At 74.6% G+C, this 26,638-nt stretch carries 18 protein-coding genes; 9 read left to right on the forward strand and 9 right to left on the reverse strand.

Annotation, left to right across the window (positions count from 1 at the left end; translation table 11 throughout):
* Position 1 precedes the first annotated feature (1 nt).
* Together ACFYYW_RS44055 and ACFYYW_RS44060 are read right to left on the reverse strand one after the other, a co-directional pair.
* Entirely contained in the window at positions 2-661 is a 660-nt protein-coding gene (locus ACFYYW_RS44055) for a response regulator (RefSeq protein WP_387659250.1), read from the reverse strand.
* Positions 658-1,809, reverse strand: a complete 1,152-nt coding sequence (locus tag ACFYYW_RS44060; RefSeq protein WP_387659253.1) for a sensor histidine kinase — start codon at positions 1,807-1,809, stop codon at positions 658-660. Before ACFYYW_RS44060 ends, ACFYYW_RS44055 begins: the two co-directional genes overlap by 4 nt.
* Before the next feature lie 172 nt (positions 1,810-1,981).
* Between ACFYYW_RS44060 and ACFYYW_RS44065 the strand changes: the two genes are divergently transcribed.
* Together ACFYYW_RS44065 and ACFYYW_RS44070 are read left to right on the forward strand one after the other, a co-directional pair.
* The gene (locus ACFYYW_RS44065) at positions 1,982-2,953 is read left to right on the forward strand and encodes an alpha/beta fold hydrolase (RefSeq protein ID WP_387659256.1); all 972 of its coding nucleotides are present in this window, start codon (positions 1,982-1,984) and stop codon (positions 2,951-2,953) included.
* Positions 2,954-2,990: 37 nt separating this feature from the next.
* The gene (locus ACFYYW_RS44070; RefSeq protein ID WP_387659259.1) at positions 2,991-3,530 is read left to right on the forward strand and encodes a GNAT family N-acetyltransferase; all 540 of its coding nucleotides are present in this window, start codon (positions 2,991-2,993) and stop codon (positions 3,528-3,530) included.
* Here ACFYYW_RS44070 and ACFYYW_RS44075 read toward each other — a convergent pair.
* The gene (locus ACFYYW_RS44075) at positions 3,455-4,522 is read right to left on the reverse strand and encodes a helix-turn-helix domain-containing protein (RefSeq protein WP_387659262.1); all 1,068 of its coding nucleotides are present in this window, start codon (positions 4,520-4,522) and stop codon (positions 3,455-3,457) included. The two genes, ACFYYW_RS44070 and ACFYYW_RS44075, sit on opposite strands and share 76 nt — an antisense overlap.
* 71 nt (positions 4,523-4,593) lie before the next feature.
* Here ACFYYW_RS44075 and ACFYYW_RS44080 point away from each other — a divergent pair, with 71 nt between their 5' ends.
* Positions 4,594-4,917, forward strand: a complete 324-nt coding sequence (locus tag ACFYYW_RS44080; RefSeq protein WP_387659265.1) for a cupin domain-containing protein — start codon at positions 4,594-4,596, stop codon at positions 4,915-4,917.
* 95 nt (positions 4,918-5,012) lie between these two features.
* Here the strand turns inward: ACFYYW_RS44080 and ACFYYW_RS44085 are convergent, their stop codons facing one another.
* From ACFYYW_RS44085 to ACFYYW_RS44105, 5 genes are all read right to left on the reverse strand, one after another.
* Positions 5,013-6,002: a hypothetical protein gene (locus ACFYYW_RS44085; protein WP_387659268.1), complete on the reverse strand. Its 990-nt coding sequence runs from the start codon at positions 6,000-6,002 to the stop codon at positions 5,013-5,015.
* Positions 6,002-6,643: a hemerythrin domain-containing protein gene (locus tag ACFYYW_RS44090; protein WP_387659271.1), complete on the reverse strand. Its 642-nt coding sequence runs from the start codon at positions 6,641-6,643 to the stop codon at positions 6,002-6,004. The genes ACFYYW_RS44085 and ACFYYW_RS44090 overlap by 1 nt, the downstream gene beginning before the upstream one ends.
* A 45-nt stretch (positions 6,644-6,688) precedes the next feature.
* Entirely contained in the window at positions 6,689-10,009 is a 3,321-nt protein-coding gene (locus tag ACFYYW_RS44095) for a BTAD domain-containing putative transcriptional regulator (protein ID WP_387659275.1), read from the reverse strand.
* Between the two features lie 321 nt (positions 10,010-10,330).
* Positions 10,331-11,206 (reverse strand): sigma-70 family RNA polymerase sigma factor, encoded by an 876-nt coding sequence (locus ACFYYW_RS44100; RefSeq protein ID WP_387659278.1) that lies wholly within the window; start codon positions 11,204-11,206, stop codon positions 10,331-10,333.
* A complete protein-coding gene (locus ACFYYW_RS44105) occupies positions 11,203-11,595 on the reverse strand; it encodes a VOC family protein (protein ID WP_387659281.1) in 393 nt (130 codons plus the stop codon). The genes ACFYYW_RS44100 and ACFYYW_RS44105 overlap by 4 nt, the downstream gene beginning before the upstream one ends.
* A gap of 203 nt (positions 11,596-11,798) precedes the next feature.
* Between ACFYYW_RS44105 and ACFYYW_RS44110 the strand changes: the two genes are divergently transcribed.
* The gene (locus tag ACFYYW_RS44110; protein WP_387659284.1) at positions 11,799-12,968 is read left to right on the forward strand and encodes a cellulose binding domain-containing protein; all 1,170 of its coding nucleotides are present in this window, start codon (positions 11,799-11,801) and stop codon (positions 12,966-12,968) included.
* 256 nt (positions 12,969-13,224) lie between these two features.
* On the opposite strand, the gene ACFYYW_RS44115 is transcribed toward ACFYYW_RS44110, so the two are convergent.
* Positions 13,225-13,800, reverse strand: coding sequence for a TetR/AcrR family transcriptional regulator (locus ACFYYW_RS44115; protein WP_387659286.1), 576 nt, complete (start codon positions 13,798-13,800; stop codon positions 13,225-13,227).
* Between the two features lie 85 nt (positions 13,801-13,885).
* On the opposite strand from ACFYYW_RS44115, the gene ACFYYW_RS44120 reads away from it, so the two are divergent.
* From ACFYYW_RS44120 to ACFYYW_RS44140, 5 genes are all read left to right on the forward strand, one after another.
* Positions 13,886-14,293 carry a VOC family protein gene (locus tag ACFYYW_RS44120; RefSeq protein WP_387659289.1) on the forward strand — a complete coding sequence of 136 codons (408 nt, stop codon included), beginning with the start codon at positions 13,886-13,888 and terminating at the stop codon, positions 14,291-14,293.
* A 51-nt stretch (positions 14,294-14,344) separates the two neighbouring features.
* Entirely contained in the window at positions 14,345-14,704 is a 360-nt protein-coding gene (locus ACFYYW_RS44125) for a hypothetical protein (protein WP_387659291.1), read from the forward strand.
* Positions 14,705-14,801: 97 nt separating this feature from the next.
* Positions 14,802-15,296 carry a tetratricopeptide repeat protein gene (locus ACFYYW_RS44130; RefSeq protein WP_352330436.1) on the forward strand — a complete coding sequence of 165 codons (495 nt, stop codon included), beginning with the start codon at positions 14,802-14,804 and terminating at the stop codon, positions 15,294-15,296.
* 1,430 nt (positions 15,297-16,726) lie between these two features.
* On the forward strand, positions 16,727-21,406 hold the full coding sequence (locus ACFYYW_RS44135; protein WP_387659295.1) for an amino acid adenylation domain-containing protein: 4,680 nt from the start codon (positions 16,727-16,729) through the stop codon (positions 21,404-21,406).
* Positions 21,403-26,638 (forward strand): amino acid adenylation domain-containing protein (locus ACFYYW_RS44140; protein WP_387659298.1); only part of this gene is annotated, 5,236 nt, incomplete at its 3' end. The genes ACFYYW_RS44135 and ACFYYW_RS44140, both read left to right, overlap by 4 nt.

A 26,638-nucleotide genomic window follows, 5' to 3' on the forward strand; every position in this document is an offset into this window, starting at 1 on the left:
GTCAGGTCGCCAGGCCCCGGCGGTAGGCGTAGACCACCGCCTGCACCCGGTCGCGCAGGCCGAGTTTGGCCAGGATGCGTGACACGTACGTCTTGACGGTCTCGTGGCTGATCACCAGCGCGGCGGCGATCTCGCTGTTGGACCGGCCGTCGGCGATCAGGCGCAGCACCTCCAGCTCGCGCGGCGTCAGCACGGTCTCCCCGGACGGCGGCTCGGCCGGACGGATGCGGGCCGCGTACCGGCCGACGAGCTGACGTGTCACCTCGGGGGCCAGCAGCGCGGCGCCCGAGGCGACGGTGCGGATGCCGTGCAGGAGCTGCGCCGGCGGGGCGTCCTTGAGCAGGAATCCGCTGGCCCCCGCGCGCAGCGCCTCGTAGACGTACTCGTCGAGGTTGAACGTGGTCACCACGAGCACCTTGACCGGGTCGTCGACCCCCGCGCCGGCCAGCAGCCGGGTGGCCTCGATGCCGCCGAGCACCGGCATGCGCACGTCCATGACGACGAGGTCGGGGCTCAGCCGGCGGGCGAGGTCCACCGCGGCGCGGCCGTCGCCGCACTCCCCCACCACCTCCAGGTCCGGCTGGGCGTCGATGATCGTCGCGAAGCCGGTGCGGATGAGCGCCTGGTCGTCGCAGACCAGGACCCGGATCGGCGCGCTCACGACGGGCCGCCCGCGGGGACCCGGGCCCGCACCACGAAGGCGCCGCCCGCCTGCCGGCCGGCGCTGAACTCGCCGCCCAGGGCCTCCACGCGCTCGCGGAGCCCGGCCAGGCCCCGCCCGCTCCCGCGGGGGGCGGCGGCCCGGGAGCCGGGCCCGTGGGTGCTCACCACCACGCTGATCTCCTTCTCGCCGTGACGCACCCGGACCGTGGTCGGGCTGCCGTGGGCGTGTTTCAGGGCGTTCGTCAGGGCCTCCTGGACGACCCTGTAGGCGACCAGCTCGGCGCTGCCCGCCGGTTCCGCCGGGCCGCCCTCCTCGGCGAACTCCACCGGCTGCCCCGCCCGGCGGGTCCGCTCCACGAGGGTGTGCAGGTCGGCGGCGGACGGCAGGCCGTCGGGGTCGTGGTCGGCCTTGAGCAGGTCGAGCATGTGCCGCAGGTCGGCGATGGCCCGGCGGCCGGTGTCGGTGACGGCGTCCAGCGTCGCGTCGAGCCGTTCCGGGACGGCGGTCAGGTAGCGGGCGGCCTCGGCCTGCACCACCATCGCCGTCACGTGATGCGTCACGACGTCGTGCAGCTCGCGGGCGATCCGGGTGCGTTCGGCGGCGCGGGTGGCCTCGGCGACGTGGCGGCGGCGTTCCTCCTCGGCGGCCCGGGTCGAACGCAGCCAGGCCCCGATGCCCCAGGTGAGCGCCAGTGCCAGGTAGAACACCACGTACCCCTCGACCCGCTCGTCCGCGCCGAGCCGGTCGAGCGTGAGGGCCAGCGGCAGGTACGCCAGCGAGAGGAGGACCACGGTGGCGCGCCGGAACCGCTCCAGGTGGGCGCCCGCGCTGATGAGCGCGACGGGCAGCACGTTGCTCGCGAACAGGTGGTAGGCGCGCAGCTGGTCGAGGACGAAACCGAGCGACACCAGCACGAGGCACACCGCCGGCCACCGCCGCCGGACGGCGAGCGGCAGGCACTCCAGGGCGATCGCCACCAGGGCCACCGCGTCGAAGGGACGGGCGGGCAGGTCGCCCACCTGCGTGCCCTTGTCGTGCAGGCCCGGCAGCAGCGACGCGACGGCCACCAGCAGCCCGAACGGCAGATCCCGGACCACGACGTCGCACCGCCGCCACAACTCCGTGGCCCGCCGCAGATCGATCACCGGGCGAGCGTAGCGGGACAGCGGTGGTGCGGGCGCCGATAAGCCTGCTTTGTCCCCCGTGCGAGCTACCGGGGAATGTCCACCGTGCGGTGACGATCCCGGCGCCGCACGGTCCGTAACGTTGCGGGGCGGCCACGGCGTTCCGCCGGCCCTTCCCGCTCGTATCCCCGCCGTGCGCATCGCCCTCGCGGCGGCCGGCTCCCTGGAGGACCTCATGCTCGCCAAGATCAGGACACCCCTCGCCGCCGCGCTGTGCTGCGTCGGCCTCGGCGTGGGGGTGGCCGGCTGCGACGGCGACGCGATGGAGAACTGGGACCCCTTCGCCGCCTCCACGCCCTCCACGCCCGCCGCGCCCTCCGCGAAGGCGTCCGCGGCCGCGCCGATCTCCGGCACTGAGAAGATCACCGTGGCGGGCCGGTCGGTGAACGTGTCCTGCTCGGGCGAACCGGTCGAGGGCGGGCCGGTCGTCGTTCTGATGCACGGCGGCGGCGACGGGCTGGACAAGATGGCGTCCCTGCAGAAGACGTTGAGCGACAAGCACCGGGTCTGCTCCTACGACCGGCTCGGCGCGGGCAAGAGCGACCCGCCGGACGGCCCGCAGGACCTGGCCGCCAGTGGCCGGATCCTGACCGGCGTGCTCGACCGCGTCGCCGGCAAGGACCCGGTCGTCCTGGCCGGTCACTCGCTGGGCGGGCTGATCGCCACCCGGTACGCCCCCGACCACCAGGACCGCGTCAAGGGGCTGGTCCTGCTGGACGCCACCCCGCCCACCATGATGAACGACATCGAGAAGGCGATCCCGAAGTCCGCCGAGGGTCCGGCCGCCGAGCTGCGCGCGCAGAACCTGGCGATCTTCCAGGGGCAGAACCCGGAGAAGCTGGTCATCGCCGACGGCGCGGTCCGCTCCGCCGGTGACATCCCGGTCGAGGTCGTCCGGCACGGCAAGCCGTACCTGGAGGCCCTGCCCGAGTACGGGCCGCGCCTGGAGCGGGCGTGGGCGGCCGGCCAGCGCAAGTGGCTGGCGCTGTCCGGCCGCAGCAGGCTGAGCACCGCCGCGGGCAGCGGGCACTACATCTACGTCGACGAGCCCGCCGTCGCCGTCCAGGCCGTCGACCGCGTTGCCGAGGAGGCGCGGGGCCGGTGATCCGGCCGGTCGCGGCGATCTGGTAGAACGCTGGATCATGACAGCAGCGTTCATCAGGTTCGTCCCTGACGATGTCGACGACCTGGTCGCCTTTCTGACCGGCGAGGACTGGCCCTTCCACGTCGGACGGCCGGAGGCCGAGGCCGTCCGGCGGCGGGCCGCCGACGGGCACTACGACGACGCGGACGAACGCACCTTCTGGGTGGTCTCCGAGGGCGAGCGGGCCGGGTTGATCAGGTTGCAGGACCTCGCCGACGAGGGGCCCGTCTTCGACCTGCGCATCAGGGCCGCCCACCGGGGACGCGGCCTCGGCGGCCAGGCGGTGCGCTGGCTGACCGGGCACCTGTTCACCGAGCTGCCGGGGATCACCCGGATCGAGGGCACCACCCGGCAGGACAACCTGGCCATGCGGGCCGTCTTCCGCGGCGCGGGCTTCGTGAAGGAGGCGCACTACCGCCGGGCCTGGCCGGGACGCGACGGACGCCTGTACGACTCGGTCGCCTACGGAATCCTGCGCTCGGACTGGGAGACCGGCGAGGTCACGCCGGTGGCCTGGGACGACGAGCCCCGCCCCTGACGGGGGGACGGCCGCGAGGAGAGGCCGCCGTCGTGGCTGCCGTCGTGGCCGCCGAACGAGCGGCGGTAGGCGGCGGGCGTGGTGTGCACCAGGGAGTGGAAACGTCTGCGGAGGTTGGTGGCCGAGGACAGGCCGACCCTGACCGCGATCGTCTCCACGGGCAGGTCGGTCTCCTCCAGCAGGGCCCGCGCCGCCGTGACGCGCTGCTGGAGCAGCCATCGGCCGGGGCTGACGCCGAGCTGGCCGGCGAACCGGCGGGCCAGGGTCCGCGGGGAGACCCCGGCCCGTGCGGCGAGGTCGTCGAGGGTGAGGGGCTCGTCCAGCCGTTCGGCGGCCCAGTCGAGGAGCGGCGCCAGCGACTCCGGCCGGCGGTCCGCGGCGGGCGTGGTGCTGTACTGGAGCTGGCCGCCCTCGCGGTGCGGCGGCATGACCATGTGGCGGGCGATGTGCGCGGCGTAGGCCGCGCCGTGGTCGGCGCGGGCCAGGTGCAGGCACAGGTCGATGCCGGCGGCGGTGCCGGCGCTGGTGGCGAGGTCGCCCAGGTCGATGTACAGGGTGTCGGGTTCGACCTGTACGTCGGGAAAGCGGCCCGCGAGCTCGGCGGCGAGCCGCCAGTGGGTGGTGGCCCTGCGGTGATCGAGCAGTCCGGTCGCGGCGAGCAGGAAGGTCCCCGAGCAGATCGCGACGATCCGGGCGCCTCGCCGGTGGGCCCGCCGGATCGCGTCGATCACGGCGGGCGGCGCCGGGTCGTCGCGGCGGTGCCAGCCGGGGATCACCACCGTGTCGGCGGCCTCCAGCGCCGGCAGGCCCGAGCTGACCGCCATGTCGTACCCGGCCAGGGTCGGCACGGCGCCCGGACGTTCGGCGCACACCTGGAACGAGTAGCGGGCGGGCAGACCCGGCCGGCGCACGCCGAAGACCTCCGCCGCGCACGCCAGCTCGAACGTGGACTGCGGCGGCAGGACCAGCGCCACCACTCGCTGAACGCTCATGGCAGGAAAATACCGCCACGCGTCAATCCAGACACTGGGCGGGGCAGGACGTCCGCCGCGACGATGGGGACATGACGCAAGACGCGAACGACGTCCAGATCCTGCACGTCGACGAGGTGGAAGCCGTCGAGGTCGTCCCCGGGATCGTCCGGCGGCGGCTGCCCGCCACCGACCGGGCCCGCGGCTGGATGTACGACTTCGCCCCGGGCGCCGAATGGCCCGAGGTGGACGTGCACGACGGCGAGGAACGCTACTACGTGATCTCGGGCGAGTTCATCGACCGGGGGCACCGGCTCGGGCCGGGCAGTTACGTCGTGTTCGCGCCGGGCAGCACACATCGCCCGCGCACCGAGACGGGCGCCCGCATGCTGGGCATCAGCATCCTCACCCCGTAGGGCCGCCGCCGGCCGGGACCGGCGGGCGGCGTCCAGCGTCCGATCGCGGGGGCAGCGGCCGATCGCGGGGGCAGCGGCCGATCGCGTGGGCGGCGTCAGTCGCGTGGGCGGCGGACGCGGGGAACGGGCTGGCCGCGGCGGGCGGCCTCGGCCTCCAGCCGCTTCCGCAGCAGCCTGCCCTGACCGAGGAACGAACGGCTGCGCTCCCGGCGGCTCCCCGCGAGGCTCCAGTCGTTGAGCGCCCGCTCCACCCGCACGCCCAGCCGGTCGCCCGCGCCGGTGGCCCGCCCGACCAGCACGACGTTCTCCTGCCACTCCATGGCCGGGCCGTGCCGATGGAAGGTCAGGCACACCGGCCCGTCGGCCGCCTGGACGCCCGCGGGCAGCCGCAGGTCGAAGCCGGCCTCGGTCCGTACGGCCGAGCGGGTGCGCACGGCCAGCGGCATGCCGTCGGCCACCATGGTGACGACGGGCTCGCCCAGACGGGCGGCGCGGACGGCGAACGGCCGCCAGTCCGCCGGCGGGGCCGACCGGCTCGGCAGCCGGGGGCCGGTCGGGGCGGGATCGGAGGCGGGCACGGCGACGTCCGGAGGGGCCGTCCAGATCTCCGGCGTCCTGGACAGGTCGCCCTCGGGCCACCAGACGATCCGCTCGGGGGTGACCTCCACCCAGATGCGGGCGAAGTACCAGCCCAGCCGTCTCACCAGGAACCACGGCATCCCGGCGAACCCGACGCCGGTCTTGGCCAGCGACTCGCGGACGTACCGGTCGGTGCCGGCCTGCAGGTCCGCGTCGCGCACGGCCGCCCGGCCCTGCACCAGGACCACGGGCGCCCGGTCAGGCCCGCCGCCCTCCGCGCCGGAGCACAGCAGCGCGACGCGCGGGTCCCGGCGGGCGCGCTCGGCCTTGTCCGGGTAGGTGAGCCCGGTGCTGACGTCGATCGTGCCGCCCGCGCCGGCGTACGGCGTGACGGGCCAGGTGACGGGGCGGCCGTCGCGGGTGAGCGAGGCGTACTCGCAGACCAGGGCGCGGCCGAAGACCTCGGCCGCCAGGCGCGGCGAGACGGTCGGTGCGGATGCGGTCATCACGGCTCCAGGATCAGGTCGGCGGGGGTGGTGCCGTACAGGCGGGTGTAACGCCGCCGGTAGGCCGGCCACCAGAACAGGCGGAACATCAGCCGGGCCACGACCGGCAGGTCCGCGTACGACGCCGCGAGCAGGCGGGCGTCAGCGCCGGAGGCGAGCCAGCCGAGGATGACGGGGACCCGGCGGCGGCCGAAGTCGTCCATCGCCTGACGCCGGTCGGCCTCGACGTCGCCGGGGGTGAGGTGGGCGAGCATGAGCGGCACGGCGACCCGCTCCTCGTGGTCGAGGTGCTCGTTGACGAGCTCGTGCAGCCGCCGCAGGACGGGCGCGCGGCCGGCCAGGGGCACCCCGCGGTCGGCGGCGGCCTCCATCAGGGGGTCCAGCAACGAGTGCTCGGACTCCAGCTCGGCCAGCGCGTCCGCCGCCTGCGGAGCGCGGACGGTGAGCTTGGGCCACAGGGTGGCGTCCTCGTGCGAGTGGTGGGCGTGCAGCATGTCCAGCACGAGCGCGAGCTGCTCCTCCAGCAGCTCCTCGTGCGCGTCGTCACGCGGGTCGCCGCACGCCTCGGCCAGGCGGCCGAACTCGGCGCGGAAACCGGCGTGCATCATCAGGAAGCCGGTCAGGTGTTCTGGTGTGATCATCAGTCTGTTCCCTCACGTGTCGGGAACAGCGTGCGCGCCGGGCCTCTATATGCACTTGGCGAGGGCTTGGCGGGCCCTTGTCAGCCAGTAGGCCGCTCCCGCCCGCTCCAGCTGGCGCACCGCCGCGGTCAGGTGCGCCCGGGCGCCCTCGCGGTCGCCGAGCGCCAGCAGCGCCTCGCCCAGGTGGCCGTCGTACGCGCCGTCGACGGTGGTGCAGGCGCCGTTGACGTGCAGCAGCCCGGCGAACGGCCGGAAAGCGTCGTAGACCTCCCGGACGACGTCCGCCTCGCCGAGCCGGATCGCCGCGTGCAGCCGGCACATGGCGGCCATCGCCCAGTGGTAGTCGCGCGGCGGCATGGGCGTCTCGCGCAGGAGCCGCCGGGCGCGCTCGGGCTCGCCCAGCTCCGCCAGCGCGTACGCCAAGGCGTAGGCGGGCCCCGCCAGGCCGGTGTGCCGGGCCATCTCCTCGATCCAGGCCGCCTCCTCGCCCAGGCGCTCCTCCTGGATGATCGTCTCGGCCCGTCCGCCGAGCATGCTGAGCTCGAAGTAGGCCAGGTCGGCGAACGACAACATCGCCCTGACGGGCTCGAAGTGCCGGGCCGGGTCCGGCGCGCCCTGGAACAGGTCGAGCCCCACGTGCGCCACCGCGGCCTGCAGCGCCAGCGTCGGATTGTGCAGGTCGCGCAGCAGCGTGCCGATCTCCGCCAGCAGGTCGCGGGCCTGCAAGACTCTGCCGTGCTCCACGTGGTGGCCGACGAGGTGCAGCTGCGCGATCACCCTGAGCTGGGGCGACAGGTCCGGTTCGGCCAGCAGGCGGCGGGCGGTCCCGGCACGCTCCTCGACGAAGTCCTGTCCCTGCAGCGCGATGAGCCGCAGGTGCAGGACGCGCCGCAGCAGGGCGGGGTCGTCCAGGCGCTCGGCCGCCTCCACGGCCTGCGAGGAGACCGCGCCGACCTCGTCCTCGCGGCCGGTCTGGGCGAGCACGACGGCCCTGACGGCCTGCGCCGTCGCCCAGGCCGGCGTGGACGGCGGCAGCCCGCGCGCGGCCCGGTCCGCCGCGTCGCGTACGGCGGCCACGTCGACGCCGTACCGGAAGGGCACCCAGATGCCGTGTCCCATCGCGATGTCGGCGGCTCTGACGGCTTTGTCCAGGTCGTCGCCGGCCATGGCGAGCGCCTGCTCGACCGCCTCGTAGCCCTCGTCGAACCGGCCGGCGGCGTAGCGGCTCTCCGCCAGCCCGACGGCCAGCTCGAACCGCTCGGCCGCGCTCGCGCCGGCCGGCTCGGCGGCCGCCAGCGCCTCCTGCCAGGACACGGCCGCGTCGTCGGGCGCGTGCCGCCGCAGGGCCGCCCGCGCGGCGCGGGCCGCGTAGTCCATCGCCATGCGGGCGGGCCGCGCGCCCAGCTCCGCCGCCGCCAGCCAGTGCCGCGCGATCACCGCCGCGCGCTCGTCGCGCTCGTCGCGGTCGCCGTGCACGGCGGTGAGGGCGGCCGCCACCTGCTCGTGCACCCGCGCCCGCCACAGCCGCGACCGGCGCGACAACAACGCGTCGGTCACCAGGGCGTGCGCGAACTCGTAGCCGCCCAGCCGGTACGACGACTCCCGGACCAGCCCCGCGCCGAGCGCCGCGTCGAGCGACGGCAGCAGGTCGCCGACCGTGCCGCCGGCGACCCGGGCCAGGACGACCGCCTCGAACTCGTCCCCCATCACGGCGGCCAGCTCCAGCACGCGGGCCGCCTCCTCCCCCAGGCCCGCCACCCGGTGCAGCACGACGTCCAGGACGCCCTGCGGCAGCCCGTCGCCGGCCCTGGCCAGCTCGGCGAGGAAGAACGGGTTCCCGGCCGTGCGCCGGCGCAGTTCCTCGGCCCCGTCACCGCCCGGATCGCGGCCGGACAGCTCCTTGACCAGCGCGCGGACCTCCTCGGCGGCGAGCCCGTCCAGCCCGAGCCGGCGCGCGCCGAGCCGGGACAGCGCCGACAGCGTGGCGGTGAGCGCCGACGCCTCGTGCCGCCGGAAGGTCGCCACCAGCAGCAGGCCCGGCCGGGCGGTGGCGGCCACGTGGACCAGTAGCCGCAGCGTGGCGTCGTCGGCCGCGTGCAGGTCCTCCAGCACGACGACCGCCGGGCCGACCGCGGCCAGGAACGTGCCGACGGCCTCGAAGAACCGCAGCCGCGCCCCCTGCGCGTCGGACGCCGGGACCGCCTGCGGGCCGCCCGACAGGAACGTGCCGACCTCGCCGGGCAGGGCGGCCCACGGGGCCGCGGCGGCGAGGTCGCGCAGGACGCGTTCCCAGGGCCACAGGGCGGGCGCGGTCTCGTGGTCGGGGCTCGCCCCCCAGCCGACCGGCACGCCCGCGCTCGCGCGGAACCGCCTCAGCAGGCTCGTCTTGCCGACGCCCGGCTCGCCGTCCACCAGCACGACCTGCCCGGCGGCGGACGCCGCCGCGGCCGCCTCGGTCAGGAACGCGAGCGGGCTCTCCCGGCCGACGAACACCGGCTGGTCCGGCGCGGGCTCGCCGCCGCCGGGCGCCGCCGTGGGCACCGGCGGGGGCGGCGGTGGGGACTTCGGCGGGGTGGGCTGCGGGGTGGCGGGACGGCCAAACGGTAACAGCGTGGCGTCCTGGCGCAGCACCGCGGCTTCGAGCTCGCGCAGCCGCGGCCCCGGGTCGATGCCCAGCTCCCCGGCGAGCACGTCACGCACCCCGCGCAGGCATTCGAGGGCCGCCGCCTGCCGGCCGGCGCGGTAGTGGGCCAGCACCAGCAGTTCCCAGGCGCGCTCACGCAGCGGGTGCTCGCGGACGAACGGGTCCAGCCGCGCGACCACGTCCGTGTGGCGTCCCAGTTCCAGCAGGGCGGCGGCCAGCGCCTCCACCGCGTCGAGCCGTACCTGCTCCAGGCGGCCGATCTCCGGTTGCGCCCACTCCTGCGCGCGCACGTCCGCGTACGGGTCACCGCGCCACAGGCCGAGCGCCTCGGCGAGGTCGGCCGCCGCCTGCTCGTGCCGTCCCGCGGTCAGGTGGGCGGAGCCGGCCGACACGAGCGTGCCGAAGTCGGTCGTGTCGAGGACGAGCCCGTCGGTCATCAGGCCGTAACCGTCGGCGGCGCTGACCAGGACGGCCGGGGTCGTGCCCGGCCGCCGGTCCGGCTCCAGCCGGCGGCGCAGGTTGGAGACGTACACCTGCAGGCTGCCCTGGACGCTCGGCGGCGGGTCGCCGGCCCACAGCCGGTCGGCCAGCAGGTCGGCGGGGAGCACGCGGCCGGCGTGCATCGCGAGGAGGGCGAGCAGGGCCCGCTGCTTGGGCGGCCCGACCGGCACGGCCCGCCCGGCCACGACGAGTTCCATGGGCCCGAGGACGTTCAGCCGCACGCGCCCATGGTAGGGGGCACCTGTCAACCGGTCCAGACGCGACATTCACAGCGCCGACGGCCTGGCCCGGACCGCCTCGCCGGGCCCGCCCCCGCACGGTTTTGCCAGCCCCGGACCGGCACCCTTGTCGGGCCCGGCCCGCACGGTTTTGCCAGGCGTGGGCCAGCACCCTGTCGGGCCCGGGCCCGCATGGTTTTGCCAGGCGTGGGCCGGCACCTTTCCCGAGCCCGGCCTGGCACCTTCCCCAGGCCCCGACCAGCACCGTTGCCGGGCCCGGGGCGGCACCGTTGCCGGGCCCGGGGTGGCCCTGACGGCGGCGGGTCAGGCCGGGGTGGGCCGGTCGAGGGCGGCGAGCTTGGCCGGGTCGACGACGATGTGGATGCCGGTGATCCGGCCGCCGGCGACGGTGAAGGCGATGGCGGACAGCGGCGTCCCGTCGGCGCGCCAGGACAGGTGGCCGGGGAGCCCGTCCACCAGCACGGGCCGCTGCCCGGCGACCTCGCCGGCGAACATGCGGGCTCCGGCCGCGACGGCGGTGGCGCCGAGGGTGACCACCACGCCGCCGGGGGTGTCCACGGTCAGCTTCACGTCCGGGTCGAGGACCCGCAGCAGCGCCTCGAAGTCCCCGCCGAGCGCGGCGGCGCGGAAGGCGTCCACGGCCTCCCGGTGCTCGCGGGCGGGGCCCGCCGCCCGGTCCGTGGAGCGGACCTTGCGGCGGGCGCGGCTGGCGATCATCTTGGCGGCGTCGGCTGACTTGCCCAGGATGTGGCCGATCTCCTGGAACGGGACCCCGAACAGGTCGTGCAGCACGAACGCCAGCCGCTCGTTCGGGGTGAGCGAGTCGAGCACCACGAGGAGGGCGAGGCCGACCGAGTCGGCCAGCGCCGCCTGCTCGTCCGGCGTGGGCTCGTCGCCGGGCGTCCCCAGCAGGTCCGCGGATTCCTGCCCGTACGCCGTCTCGGGGTGGGCCTGGCGGGATCGCAGCAGGTCCAGGCTGATGCGGCCGACCACGGTGGTCAGCCAGCCCGCCAGGTTGCCGATGGCCGACACGTCCTGACGGACCAGCCGCATCCAGGCCTCCTGGACCACGTCCTCGGCGTCGGCGTGCGAGCCCAGCACGCGGTAGGCGACGGCGCGCAGCCGATCGCGCTGGGCCTCGAACGCCTCGGCCATCGGGCCGGCCGGGTGCACGGTCACGGCCTGCGCTGCTGACGGAGCGAGATCCGGTTGCCGTCCGGATCCACCGCCTCGGCGCGGACGCCGAACGGATAGTCCACGGGCTCGGACTCCTCGAAGGTGACGCCCCGCCCGCGCATGGCCTCGAAGTCCTTGCGCAGGTCGTCGGATTCCAGGATCAGCGGGCCCGGCGCGCCGTTCCCGCCCGCGACGCCCGGCTGCCCGGCGGCCGCCGCATACGACCACAGGAGGATCTGGACCGGGCTGCCGGGCACGCCGACGGTGAGGAAACGGCCGTCGGGCCCCCGGACGTCGATGCGCTTCTCCAGGCCCAGCCCTGCGGTGTAGAACTCCAGCGCGCGGTCCTGATCGGTGACGTAGATCGTGGTGTACATGATGGCGGTCAGCATTCTGTTCTCGATTCACTCGTGGGTCTGACGACCGTTCGTTCTCGGTCGTCACCCCCATGACGAGTGGCGGCGGGAAAAGGTAACACGGCCGCTCCGGCCCGGCGGATTGCCGGCTTTACGGAACCTGAAAACTCGTTCACGATCACTGCGAGGGGGTGCAGGCTCGATCAGAAGGGGGCCCTATGCGGCCTGGCAGACGATCCTTGGGAGCGGTTGGCCTCACCCTCGGATTCCTCACTCTGGCGTTGTTCCTCGCCGCGCTGGCGATCGGCCCGACCGGGAGGACGGCTCTGGCCTCCGTCCCGGCGGCGCACGACGTCGCGCACGCGGCCGTCCCCGCGGCGGCCCTCTCCGGCGCGGCTGTCGCAGCTGTCTCAGGCCCGGCCGACGACGCGCCGCCGACCCGGCCCGGCGGGCTGCGGCCGTGCCCGGTGCCGTTCGCCGCCAACCCGACCGGCTACGCGTCCATCTGCTGGTCTCCTTCCTCCGACGACACGGGCGTCGCCGGGTACGACCTGTACCGCCTGGACCCGGACGGCTTCGTCCTCGCCAGCAGCACGACCAGCACGATCGGCGGGTTCTCCGGCGAGCTGAACCGCCTCTACACGATGTACGTCGTGGCCAGGGACCTGGCGGGGCACCTCAGCCCGCCGTCGGCCCTGATCACGGTGCCGGCGACGCTCGGGATGACCCCGACCGGCTCGCCGAGCCCGCTGCCGGGTGACCACGTGCCCCCGTCCAGGCCCACCGGCCTGCGCGACGCCTGCCTCCAGGACTATCCGGGCGTCACGTTCTGCTGGCAGCCGTCGACCGACAACGTGGCGGTGACGGCGTACGACGTGTACCGGGAGACGGCGACGGCGTACCGCCGGGTCGGCACGGTCCTACCGCCGAGCCTGAACTTCGCCGAACCCGGCCTGGTCGTCGGGCAGCGTTACACGTACGTCGTGGTCGCCAAGGACGCGGGCGGCAACCTCAGCGTGCCCTCGGACCCGCTGTCCGCGCTGGCCAGGGAGGGGCTGCCGTCGCCCACCCCGTCGTCGGACGCGCCGTGCACGGTGACGTACCGGGCCACGACGGGAGGGCCGCGGCTGGACGCCGAGCTCATCGTGCGCAACACCGGCACGACCCCGGTCGACGGGTGGACGCTGACGGTCGACTATCCGGCGGCGGCCGCCGTGCGCCTCGTCTCGGGCTGGTCCGCGAACTGGACCCAGGCCGGTGCGGGCGTGGCCGGCGTGAACAAGCAGTGGAACAAGGTCATCGGGGTCGGCTCGCAGACGCAGGTCGGGTTCACCGCCGCGTACGGCGGCGGCGCGCTGCCTGCGCCGGTGAGCTTCGCGCTCAACGGAAAGACCTGCGCCACCGGCTGACGTTCCGGCCCGCAGCGGCTCGGCGGGGACGACCACAACGACCACCAGCCCCACCCCGCCGAGCCCAGCCGGCCACCCCACCGAGCCCGACCGGCCGCCTCGCCGAACCCGACCGGCCTCCATGGCGAGCGACACCGACCACGACCGGCATCGGCCCGATCGGCCACCGTGGCGAGCGTGACCGGCCTCGCCCGTCCGGTGGGCCAGGCTCTTGGCGAGCGCGAGCGCGAGCGCTCGGTGGCGGGGGTGCGTCGCTTCAGGCGCGCAGGGCGTCGAGGAGGCGGGACAGTGCCGCCTGCGTGTCGGCCAGTTCGTCGGGGGCGGACTGCGCCAGCCACAGCGCGGCCTCGTTCATCGCCCCGGACAGCAGGCGGGCCAGCGGCGCGACCGGCTGAGCCGGGATGACGCCGGTTGCGACGAGCGCGGCCAGCGCCTCGGTCAGGTGCCGGACGCTGGTGGCCTCGTCGATCGCCCGCCACTCGTTCCAGCCGAGCACGGCGGGGCCGTCGATCAGCATGATCCGTTGCACGTCGGGATCGGCGCCGGCCGCGACGAACGCCGCGCAGCCCGCCTTGAGCTGCGCCCACGGGTCGTCCTCGGCGTCGGCCGCCGCGGCCACCCGGTCGGCCACCTCGCGCTGCACCTGTTCCAGCACGGCGCGGAAGAGGTCGGGCTTGCCCTCGAAGTGGTGGTAAAGGGCGCCTTTGGTGACGCCGGACTCGCCGACGATCTCCGCCAGCCCCACCCCCGCATAACCCCTGGTCGCGAACAGGCGCCGCGCCGTGGCGAGCAACGTGCGGCGGGTGCGTTCCTTCTGCTCCGTCCTGGTCACTGCGTCCCCTTTGACATACCGGCGGTATCCCAAATAGTGTACGCCCACATACCGTTGGTACGTGAAACTGATGAGGAGGAACGCAATGGAGCTGAGCAGCGTGTATCCGGTGTTGTGCACGGCCGATCTCGCCGCGTCGAAGGACTTCTACGTCCGGCTGTTCGGATATGAGGTGACCTTCGAGGCCGACTGGTACGTGAGCCTGCGCCGCGGGCCGTACGAGCTGGCCCTGCTCGACCACCGTCACCCGACGTTGCCCGCCGCCTACCGCCGTCCGGTCGCGGGGCTGCTGATCAACTTCGAGGTCGCCGACGTCGACGCCGAGTGGGAGCGCCTGGTCGGGCGCGAGGGGCTGACCCCGGAGTTGGCGCTGCGCGACGAGGACTTCGGCCAGCGGCACTTCATCGTCGCCGACCCCAACGGCGTCCTCGTGGACGTGATCACCCCGATCCCGCCCTCGCAGGAGTACGCGTCCCAGTACGCGCCCGAGTGAGACCGGCGCCGGGCGCTGGACCCGTCGTCCGCGTACGTGAATCATGGAAGGGTGCGTACGGGTTTCGCCCATGAGGCGACGATCGTCATGGACGCGGACGGCGATGTGCGCGCGCCCGGCGCGGCGATCACCGTGGCGCTGTGCGGGCACTGGGAGCACGAGCCGCCCTGCCCGATCGCGGCGCACCACACGGTCGCCGACCGCGTGGGCGACGTCGTCCGGGTGCGGGTCCTGTTCGCGGCCGAGGCGGCGGCCGAGGCCGACGTGCGGGCCCGCATCGACGCCGCACTGGCGCGGGGCACGCTCGACGGCCCGGACGGGGTCATCACCCGATGGCGGCTCCTGGACACCCGGCCCGGCCGCCCGCGCACGGCGGAACTGCCGCACCTCGAACGTCTCCGGCGCGGATGAACCCCGCCGAATTACCGCGATCACGGCTCGACGGCCCTCCGGATCGGTCCGGACAAGCACGCTGACCGCTGTTTCACGCGACAGTGAAGGAGCACCGATGACCACCGCCGATCCGACGATGGCCAGGATCGGCCAAGGGGTGGACTTACATCACCACCAAGGCCGCCCCGAAGCCGCTCGCGAATTGTTCGCGCAGATCTGGGACGACATCGGCGGCGAGCAGGGCGACCCGCTGCACGTCTGCGTCCTCGCCCATTCGATGGCCGACGTCCAGGACGACGTGCACGAGGAGCTGATGTGGGACCTGCGCGCGCTCGCCGCCGCCGACCGGGTCACCGACGAACAGGTGGCGCAGGCCGGGGTGGCGCTCCCGGTGGTGGCGCTGTACCCGTCGCTGCACCTGAACCTGGGCGAGTGCTACCGCAAACTGGGCGACCTGGACCGCGCCCGCGACCACCTCGACCAGGCCCGAGCGGGGATCGGCGCACTGGGCGACGACGGGTACGGCCGGCTCATCAAAGGCGGCCTGGACCGACTGGCCACCCTCCTGAATTCCAACAATCCCCCCACCACACCACCCACGAACGCCTGAACCGATTTCCCAACCCTATTTCACACTGAAGCTATTCCCTCGAATATCAGTCGCCCCTTCACTGAACGCCTCGACAAAGCGAACAATCCACAAGTTCTGTTCCCGAACAAACAACGGCGCCCAATTACCTCAAGACCGCCCCCGCACCCGAGCGCTCGCCCCGCGCCCCCGCTAGCTCGGAGGTCCGGGGGTCCTGGTCCGAGGGGCCTGGTTCGGGGGCCCTGGTCCGGGGGTCCGGGGACGGGGTCCTGAGGGCCCGGGAGTCCGGGGCCTGGAGTCCGAGCGTCCCAGGAGCGGACAAACCCGGGCGCACGGACCCGGGACCGAGGACGGAGACAGGAACCGGCCCCGGGCCGAGGCCGCAGCCAGAAACCGGGGCCGGGGAGCGAGGGCCCGGGAGCATTGCCCCCACAGGACGCCGCACACCGAAGCCCGGCCCGCCCCAGCAACGGCCTATCGAGGTCACGGTCTAATCCGGCAACGCGCGAGCCTGCAACGCGCCCGGCCACGCCGTCCCATCCGCCTCACCCCGCCGTACCACCCGACCGGGCCGCCGTACCGCCGCACCCCGCCGTACCGCTTGGCCGCATCGTCCCACCTGGACGCCCCTGACCCGCCGCCCAACGTCCCCGCCCCCCAAACGCCCAAGCGCCCGGCCGCACCGCCCAACCGCGCACCCTGGCACCTCTGCCGCACGTCCCAAGGTCCCCGCCACACCGGGGACTTCACCGCCATCGCGCACCCCCGCCAGCACGCCCACCCGCCCCGCCGTCCCGTCCAAACGCGCCGCCGGGCCGCGCCGCCAACCGCGCGCCCCGCTGTCTCACCCTGCCGCGCCGGCCGCCCCCCTTGCCTGCCGCCAACGTCCCGCCCCGCCGTACCGCCCGATCGCGCCGCCGGGCCGGGCCGCCCCGCCGCCCCGTCTGAGCGCCACACTGGACCGCGCCGCCGCCGCGACACTCGGGCGCAGACTTCCTCCGCCAACGGCCGGACTTCGTCCGCTGCCACCCATCGGGCCGGGCGCCCACCAGTCGCCCAGCCTCCCTCGGACGCCCCCAGCTCTCTTGACCTTGCCCTGAGGAGGCTCGGCACCCGAGGACCTCATCGACGCCCCACCTGTCACCACGCCAGCAGCCCCCCGTACTGACGCCCGACGTAAACCTTCGGCAGGCCCAAAGAGGGAACGTCACCCCTACGAAACGGGCCTTCTTCCACCACCCGGGATAACGAATTCGCCACGCGAAGATAAGCCACTACCCACAGTCACAGAACCATCGGAGTTTGACCGGAAAACCTGACGCGGCGTCATTCACGCTGACGGCCAACTTCGCCCCAGAAAGCCCTCGACAAATCGATCATGCGGATTATGCTTCATCGCGCAATTTGTACGTATTTGCCGCCAATCGCGGTGGGTTTTACGGGGAGACACCATGACCGACGACGTGAAAGGCCAGGGGGCCGGCACACGCGTTCACGAGGCCATATCCATCCAAACCAGGAAAAGCCCTGACAGCATCGCCGTCATAGCCGGCACCACCCGCCTCACCTACGCCGACCTGGACCGCCGCGCCAACGGCATCGCCCACACGCTGCTCGACCGCGGCATCGGACGCGGCCACCACGTCGGCGTCTGCCTGGAACAGGGCGAATGGCTGCTGCCGGCGCTGCTCGGCGTGTGGAAGGCGGGCGCGGCCTACGTCCCGCTCGACCCGGCCTACCCCGCGGAACGTTTACGGTTCATGGCCGCGAACGCCGAGGTCACCGCCGTGCTCTCCACGACGGCAGCGGCCGCGACGGCCGCCTTCACCGGGGCGGAGGTCGTCCACGTCGATGACGTCGCGCCGCGCGAGGACGCGCCCGGCGTGCCGGGAGACGCCGCCGACGCCGCGTACGTGATCTACACCTCCGGCTCCACCGGGACGCCCAAGGGCGTGGTCGTGGAGCACCGCAACACCATGAACTTCCTGGCCTGGGGCGCGTCGGCGTACTCCGCCGAGGAACTGGGCGGCATGCTGGCCAGCGCGTCGATCTGCTTCGACGCCTCGATCATGCTGCTGTTCGTCCCGCTCGTCGCCGGCGGCACGGTGATCATGGCGGAGAACCTGCTGGCGCTGCCGTCCCTGCCCGCCCGCGACGAGGTGAGGACGGTCTTCGGCGTCCCCTCCGCGCTGTCGGTGCTGCTGCGCGACCCGCTGCCGGCCGGGGTGCGGACGGTGGTGTCGGGCGGCGAGCCGCTGACCGCCGCGCTGATCCGCCAGATCTACGCCAACCCGAACGTCCAGCGCGTCCTCAACATGTACGGCCCGACGGAATGCAGCACCGCCTGCACCTTCTTCGAGGCGGGACGCGACTTCGACGGCGAGCCGCCCCTGGGCGAGCCGCTGGCGGGCGCCGTGCTGTCGGTGCGCGACGCGCAGGGCCGGCCCGTCCAGGACGGCGAGCTGGGCGAGTTGTGGATCGGCGGCCCCGTGGTGGCCCGCGGCTACCTGGGGGTGGACTCCCCCGCGTTCGGGTCCGGCCCGGACGGCGTCCGCGTCTACCGCAGCGGCGACCTGGTCCGCCGGGTGGACGGCGAGCTGCGCTACGCCGGCCGGGCCGACGACCAGGTCAAGATCCGCGGCATCCGGGTCGAGCTCGGCGAGGTGGAGTCCGTGCTGGGCGGCCACCCCGCGGTGCGGCGGGCCGTGGTGCTGGCGCAGACCGGCGACGACGGGGCCGCCCACCTGGTCGGCCACGTCGCCGCGACCGGGGTGAGCGAGCCCGAGCTGCGCGAGTGGCTGCGCGACCGGCTGCCCGCACACCTGGTCCCGTCCCGGATCGGGATCAGCGAGAGCCTGCCGCTGGCCCCCACCGGCAAGGTGGACCGCGCGGCCCTGCCCAGGCTCGGCTCCACGCGGCTGGTCGCCGCGGCGCCGGTCGCGCCGCGGACCGACGACGAGCGCCTGGTGGCCGACGTCATCGCCGAGGTGCTCGGCCTCGACGGGATCGGCGTGCTGGACCGCTTCCCCGACCTGGGCGGACACTCCCTGGCCGCGGTCAAGGTGGTGAACGAGCTGTCGCGCCGGCTGGGGCACACCGTGCCGCCGTCGGCGTTCCTGACCGAGCCCACGGCGGCCGGGCTGGCCTCCCGGCTGCGCCAGACCGTCCAGGAGCCGGTGCGGCGGGACGGCGGCCGCAGCACGTACCCGCTGACCGGCATGCAGCGCGAGTTCTGGACCCTGCGCCAGCTCCATCCGGGCAGGCCGGTCACCACCGTGTCGGTCCGGCTGCGGGTGAGCGGCCTGCGGGACGCGGCCCCGCTGCGGGCGGCGCTGGACGCCGTCGTGGCCCGGCACGAGGTGCTGCGCAGCACCGTCGCGGTGGGCGAGGACGGCGTGCCGTACGCCGTGACGCATCCGCCGGTTCCGGTGCCGTTCGCCGAGCACGGCTGCGAGGCCGACCCGGAGCGGGTGGCCAGGCGCGCCGGCGCGTACGTGTTCGACGTGGCGGACGAGGTGCCGCTGGTCCGGGCCGAGCTGTGCTGGACCGGCGAGGCGGTCGCCGAGCTCGTGGTCGTGACCGATCACCTCGCCTTCGACGGCGGCTCGGTCGGCATCCTGATGGACGAGCTGGCCGCCGGGCTGGCCGGACGGCCGGTGACCGGGCCCGCCGTCCAGGTCGGCGACGTGGCCGTGCGCGAGCAGGAGGGGCATCCGGAGCTGCCGCGGCTGCGCGAGTTCTGGCAGCGGGAGCTGTCGGGCGCGCCGGTGACGCCTCCGGCGCCCGCCGACCTGACGGCGGCGCGGGTGACCAGGCCGCTGCCGGAGGAGTTCGTGGCCGGCGTGTCCGCCCTGGCCAGGGAGTGCGGCGTCACGCCGTTCGCGGTCTACCTGGCCGGGCTCGCCCTGGCCGGCGCCGAACCGGACATGCTGATCGGCGCGGTCGCGGCGCGCCGCGCCGGCGCCGAGCTGGCCGGGGTCGTCGGCCCGCTGGTCGACACCGTGCCGGTGCGGCTGCGGACCGGCGACGCCTCGACCTTCCGCGACCTGGTGCGCCAGGCCGCGGACGCCACCACGCGGGCGCTGATCCACCAGGAGATCCCGCCCGCCGAGCTGCCCCGCACCGCCGTGCTGCTGGCCATGCAGCACAGCGAGGTCCCGGTACGCGTGGAAGGTCTGGAACTGCTCACCGAACTCGGTTCGGGAGCCGCCGGCCACGAGCTCAGCGTGCTGGTCAACCGCACGGCGTCCGGCGGCGAGCTGCACCTGGAGTACGCCACCGCGGTGCTCGGCCAGGACCGCGCCGAGGCGTACGTGGACCGCCTGATCGCCCTGCTCCGGCACGCCATGACGGACCCCGGCCGCGACCTGGAGCTCGTCACCCCGGACGAGCGGGCCGCGCTGCTGGCGCTGGCCGCCGGGCCGGAGCTGCCGCGACCGCTGCCGACCGTGCCGCGGGCGATCGCGGCCCACACCACGGGAACGGCCGTGGTGGGCCCCGACGGCACGTCGCTGAGCTTCGCCGACCTGAACGACTGGGCCGACCGGGCGGCGGCGACGCTGCTGGAGCACGGCGTGGCCCCCGGGGACGTCGTCGGCGTCCGCCTGCCGCGCGACCACCTGATGCCCGCCGTCCTGCTGGCGGTGTGGCGGGCGGGCGCGGCGTACCTGCCGATGGATCCCGAGCACCCGGCCGAGCGGCTGCGGCTGCTGGCCGAGGACGCCGGGGCCCGCGTCGTGCTCGCCAGGGGCGGCGTGCCGGGGCCCGGCGTCCTGGACCTCGACCGGCTGAAGCTCGACGGGCGCGCCGAGCTGCCCGAGGTCCGGCCCGGCGACCTGGCGTACGTGATCTACACCTCCGGCTCGACCGGCACGCCCAAGGGCGTCGAGGTCACCCACGCGAACCTGGCCGCCCTGGTGGCGGGCACGGCGGCCGCGCTGCGCCTGGGCCCGGACGACGTGCAGCCGGCCGTGGCGCCGCTGACGTTCGACGCCGCGGCCTCCGAGCTGTGGACGGTCCTGACCTGCGGCGGGACCAGCGTGGTGGTGGACAGGGCCACCGCCAGGGACGGTCATGCGCTGGCCGAGGCGGCCGCCAAGGCCACGGTGCTCGACCTGGTGCCGACGGCGTACCGGATGCTGATCGAGGCCGGCTGGACGGGCGGCGCGGAGCTGCGCGCGGTCACCGGCGGCGAGGCGCTGGACCCGGGCCTGGCCGCGGAGATCCTGGCGCGGGCCGGCGAGTTGTGGAACGCCTACGGCCCCACCGAGGCCACCGTCACCTCGACCATGCACCGCGTGTCCGCCGGCGAGCCCGGCCCGGTGCCGATCGGCTCGCCGATGCCCGGCGAGCGGGCCTACGTCGTGGACTCGCGGCTGCGGCTGCTGCCGCCGGGCGCGGTGGGCGAACTGCTGCTGGGCGGCGCGGGCGTGGCCCGGGGGTACCGGAACCGTCCGGGGCTGTCCGGATTCGTGAACGATCCCTTCGTCCCCGGCGGCAGGTGCTACCGGACGGGGGACCTCGCGCGCCGGCGGCCCGACGGGACGCTGGAGTTCCACGGCCGCCGCGACCACCAGGTGAAAGTCCGCGGCTACCGCATCGAGCTGGGCGAGGTCGAGGCCGTGCTGCGCGAGGTGGCCCAGGGCGCGGTGACCGTGTCCGGCACGGGCGCCCAGGCCCACCTGGTCGGCTACGTCACGCCCGAGACGGCCGATCCGGCGGCGGTGGAACGACATCTGCGCGCCCGGCTGCCCGACCACATGGTGCCGCGGCGGTGGGTGGCGCTGGCCGTCCTGCCCACCCTGTCCAGCGGCAAGGTGGACCGGGACGCCCTGCCCGAGCCCGGCGACGGCCCGCAGGCCGAACGGGTCGCGCCCGCCTCCGACGCTGAACTCATGGTCGCCTCGATCTGGGCGGCGGTGCTCGGCCGTCCGGCCGTCTGGGCCGACGACGACTTCTTCGCCCTGGGCGGCAGCTCCTTCGCCGCCACCCGGGTGGCCGGACGGCTCCGCGAGGTCCTGCAGCTCACTGTGCCGGTGCGGCTGCTCTTCGACCGTCCGGTGCTCGCGGACTTCGCCGCGGGCCTGGAAGAGCTGCTGCTCGCCGACCTGACGGACGGGGTGGAGGCATGACCGAGGTACAGCGGGACCGGGTCGCCGACCTGCTCCGTTCCCGGCTCGCGGCGGCGCGGGCCGCGGCCGAGACCCTTGAGGAAGCCGCTCCGGCGGGCATTCCGGCGCTGTCGGCCGTGGACATGCCGCTGTCTCCGCTCCAGGAGCGGCTGTGGTTCCTGGCCCAGCTGGAGCCGGACTCCCCCGCCTACAACGTGCCGCAGGCGCTGCGGCTGCGCGGGCCGGTGGATCTCGACGCCCTCACCGGCGCGCTGGCCGACGTGGGCGAGCGGCACTGGGTGCTGCGCGGCGTCGTCGAGGGGCGGCGGGTGCGGCCGGCCGCCGGCGTGCCCGTCAGCGTGGTGGAGGTGACCCCCGAGTCGCTGGAGCGGGAGCTGCGGGCCGAGGCCTGGCGGCCCTTCCGGCTGGACGCCGAGCCGCCCATGCGGGCCACGGTGTTCCGGCTCGGCGCCGACGACCACGTGCTCGTGCTGGTCCTGCATCACATCGTCACCGACGCCTGGTCGGAGCAGGTGCTGCTGCGCGACCTGTCGGCGCTGTACGCGGCCCGGCTCGGCGCCGGCCCCCGGCCGGAGCCCCCGGCCCTGCAGTACGCCGACGTCGCCGCCTGGGAGGCCGGCCAGAACGCGCACGAGACGGCCGGCGAGACCGACCTGGACTGGTGGACGCGGCGGCTGACCGGGCTGGCCCCGGTGCTCGACCTGCCCACCGACCGGCCCCGTCCCGCCGTGCCGGCCTGGAGCGGGCGCACGGTCGGCTTCGAGGTGCACGGGGAGCTGGCGGCCAAGGTGCGGGCCACCGCCGGGACGACGCCGTTCATGGTCTTCCTGGCCGGGTTGCAGGCGCTGCTGGGCCGGTTGGCCGGCAGCGACGACATCGCGGTGGGTGTACCGCACGCCGGGCGGCACCATCCAGACACCGAGGGCGTGGTGGGCTGCTTCCTCAACACCCTGGTGCTGCGTACCGACGTCGGCGGCGACCCCACCGGGCGCGAGCTGCTGGCCCGGGCCCGCACGACCGCGCTGGACGCCTTCGCCCACAGCCGCACGCCGTTCGAGCGGATCGTGGAGCGGTTGCAGCCGGAGCGGAACCTGTCGGTCACCCCGCTGTTCCAGGTGATGCTGAACGTGTACGACAGCGTCACCCCGATGAGCCTGCCCGGGGTCGAGGTCGTGGCCGAGCGGCTGACGTCGCCGACGGCCAAGTTCGACCTCAACCTGACGCTGGAGGATCGCGGGGACGGGTTCGACGGCGTGCTCGAGTTCCGCACGGACCTGTTCGACGAGGCGACCGTCCGCAGGCTGGTGGACTGGTACCTCGCCCTGCTCGGCGGGATGTTGTCCGACCTGGACGCGCCGGTCGGGGCGGTGCCGCTGGAGCCGGTGACCGGTCCCGTCCTGACCGGTCCCGCGCCTACGGACGCGTCCGGCCAGGCCGTGCACCACCTGATCGAACGCTGGGTGGACGACACGCCGGACGCGCCCGCCGTGGTGGGCGCGGATCGCGAGCTGTCCTATGCCGAGCTGGAGTCCACCGCCAACCGCATCGCGCACTGGCTGATCGAGGCCGGGGTGCGCGCGGACGAGCCGGTCGGCGTGCTGCTGGAGTCCGGGGCTTCCCTGGCGTGCGCGCTGTTCGGCATCCAGAAATCGGGCGGCGGATACCTGCCGATGGATCCGACCTATCCGGCGGCACGGATCGCGACCATGCTCGACGCCGCCGGCGTGCGCGCCGTGGTCACGGTGTCGGAGTTCACCGACCGCCTCGGCCCGGACGTGCGGGTCCTGGAACTGGACCGACTGCCCGACCTGCCCGCCGATCGGCCCCGCGTGGACGTCCGGCCCGAGCACCTGCACCACGTCATCTTCACCTCCGGCTCCACCGGCACGCCCAAGGCCGTCGCGGCCGAACATCGCAACGTGCTCAGCTACCTCGACGGGATGCTCCCCCGCATCGACGCCCCCGGCGGCTCCTTCGCCGTGGTCTCCACACCGGCCGCCGACTTCGGCCTGACCTGCGTGTTCGGCGCGCTCACCACCGGCGGAACCGTCCACCTGCTGCCACGCGAGACCGCGATGGACCCGGCCGCGTTCGCCGACTACCTGACCCACCACCACGTGGACGTCGTCAAATGCGTCCCCAGCCACCTGGAGCTGCTGGCCTCCGGCGGCGACCTGGCCGCCGTGCTGCCGCGCCGGCTGCTGATCCTGGCGGGCGAGGCGTGCCCCTGGGACCTCGTCGAACGAGCCCGGAACGCCAAACCCGGCCTGCGCATCCAGAGCCACTACGGCCACACCGAATCCACCATGATCTGCCTGGTCTGCGAGACCGACCAGATCCCCGCGGAACGCCGGACCGGGATCGTCCCGCTGGGCCGTCCGCTGCCGGGCGTCTACGGCCATCTGGTGGACTCGCGGCTGCGGCCGGTCCCGCCGGGTGTCCCTGGCGAGCTGGTCGTCGGCGGTCCCGGCATCACCCGCGGCTACATCGGGCTGCCGGAGCTGACCGCCGAGCGGTTCGTCCCCGACCCCCTGACCGGTCAGGACCGCTGCTACCGCAGCGGCGACCTGCTCCGCCTCACCGCCGACGGGCAGATCGAGTTCCGCGGCCGGGTCGACGACCAGGTCAAGGTCCGCGGCTACCGCGTCGAACTCGGCGAGGTCGTCACCGCCCTGCGAGCGCTGCCCCAGGTCTCCGAAGCCGTCGTCCTCCCCATCGGCGAGGGCAAGGCCCGGCAGCTCGCCGCCTGGGTCACCCCCGCGGCGGCGAACGTGCCGGCGGTCCGGTCGGCGCTGCGGGAACGGCTGCCCGACTACATGGTCCCGGCGCACATCGTCACCCTCGACCACCTGCCCCTCAACCCCAACGGCAAGATCGACCGAGCCGCCCTCCCCGAACCGCGGCAGGAGGCGGCGGCCTTCGTGCCGCCGAGCACGGCCGCCGAGCGACTGGTGGCGCAGGCGTGGGCCGAAGTGCTCGACGTGGACCAGGTGGGCGCGAACGACGACTTCTTCACGCTGGGCGGGCATTCCTTCGCCGCCACCCGGGTGGCGGGCCGCCTGCGCGAGCAGCTCGGCGTCGCCGTACCGGTGCGGCTGCTCTTCGAGCACTCCGTGCTCGCCGACCTCGCCGCCGCGCTCCCCCGCCCCGCCTCGGCGGCGGTGGCGCGACGTGAGCGCGTGGAGGGCCCGGCGCCGCTGTCCGGCGCCCAGGCCAGGCTCTGGTTCCTGGCCCAGCTGGAGCCGGACGGCACGGCCTACAACGTCCCGATGACCCTGCGGTTGCGCGGGCCGCTGCAGGCGGACGCGCTGCTGGGCGCGGTCAGGGACCTGGCCGAGCGGCACGAGGTGCTGCGCAGCGTGATCGTCGCCACCGGCGCCGAACCGGTCCTGGAGGTACGGCCGGCCGCGGAGGTGCCGGTGACCACCGTGACCATCGACCGTTCGCAGGTCGACCGGGCGGTGGCCGAGCAGCTGGCCACGCCGTTCGCGCTGGACCGGGAGCCGCCGATGCGGGCGGTCCTGTTCGTGGTCGACGACGCGGAGCACGTGCTCTCCCTCACCTTCCACCACATCGCCACGGACGCCTGGACGCGCGGCCTCCTGCAGTCCGAGCTGTCGGCGCTGTACGCCGCCCGGCTGGGCCTGCGTCCGCCGCCGGGCCCGCCGCCCGCCCAGTACGCGGAGGTGGCGCCCGTCCCGGCCCTGGCCGACCTGGACTGGTGGGCGGAACGGCTGCGGGGGCTGCCGCCGGTGCTCGACCTGCCGACCGATCGTCCTCGGCCCGCGGTGGCCGACCCGGCGGGGGCCTCGCTGGAGGTCGAACTGCCGGCGGAGCTGGCGGCCAAGGTGCGGTCGGCGCCGGGCATGACGCCGTTCATGGTGCTGCTGGCCGGGTTGCAGGCGCTGCTCGCGCGGCTGTCGGCGGTCCACGACATCGCGGTCGGCGTGCCAGTCAGCGGACGGGACCATCCCGACACCGAAGGCGTGGTGGGCTGCTTCATCAACACCGTCGTGGTCCGTACCGACCTGGGCGGCGACCCGACCGGACGGGAGCTGCTGGACCGGGTCAAGGAGGCCGCGCTGGGGGCGCTCGCGCACGCGGGAGCGCCGTTCGACCGGGTGGTGGACCGGCTGCGGCCGGAACGCAACCTGGCCGCCACCCCGCTGTTCCAGGTGATGCTCAACTACATCCCCGACCAGGGACGTCCCGAGCTGCCCGGCCTGGAGGCGACCTCCATCGAGCTCCCCGAGCGGACGGCGAAGTTCGACCTGGACCTGTACGTGCTCGACAGCGGTCCCGGGTCCCCGCTGCGTGGCGGCTTCGGCTACCGCACGGACCTGTTCGACGAGGCGACCGTCCGCAGGCTGGTGGACTGGTATCTCGCCCTGCTGGACGGGATGTTGTCCGACTTGGACGCGCCGATGGGGGCGGTGCCGCTGGAGCCGGTGACCGGTCCCGTCCTGGCCGGTCCCGCACCCACGGACGCACCCGGCCAGGCCGTGCACCACCTGATCGAACGCTGGGTGGACACCACCCCGGACGCGCCCGCCGTGGTGGGCGCGGATCGCAGCCTCACCTACGCCGAGCTGGAGTCCACCGCCAACCGCATCGCACACTGGCTGATCCAAGCCGGGGTGCACGAGGACGAACCGGTCGGGGTGCTGCTGGAGCCGGGGGCGGACCTGGCGTGCGCGTTGTTCGGCATCCAGAAGTCGGGCGGCGGCTACCTGCCGATGGACCCGACCTATCCGGCGGCACGGATCGCAACCATGCTCGACGCCGCCGGAGTCCGAGCCGTGGTCACGGTGTCGGAGTTCACCGACCGCCTCGGCCCGGACGTGCGGGTCCTGGAACTGGACCGACTGCCCGACCTCCCGGAGAGCAGACCGGAGAGCGCGGTGCGACCGGAACACCTGCACCACGTGATCTTCACGTCGGGGTCCACCGGCACGCCCAAGGCGGTGGCCGCCGATCACCGCAACGTGCTCAGCTACCTCGACGGGATGCTCCCCCGCATCGACGTGCCCGGCGGGTCGTTCGCCGTGGTCTCCACGCCGGCCGCCGACTTCGGCCTGACCTGCGTGTTCGGTGCGCTGACCACCGGCGGGACGGTGCACCTGGTGCCGCGGGAGAACGCGATGGACCCGGCCGCGTTCGCCGGCTACCTCGCCGAGCACCGGGTGGACGTCGTCAAGTGCGTCCCGAGCCACCTGGAGCTGCTGGCCTCGG

It is taken from the genome of Nonomuraea sp. NPDC001831 (assembly GCF_042892035.1).
Lineage (GTDB): Bacteria > Actinomycetota > Actinomycetes > Streptosporangiales > Streptosporangiaceae > Nonomuraea.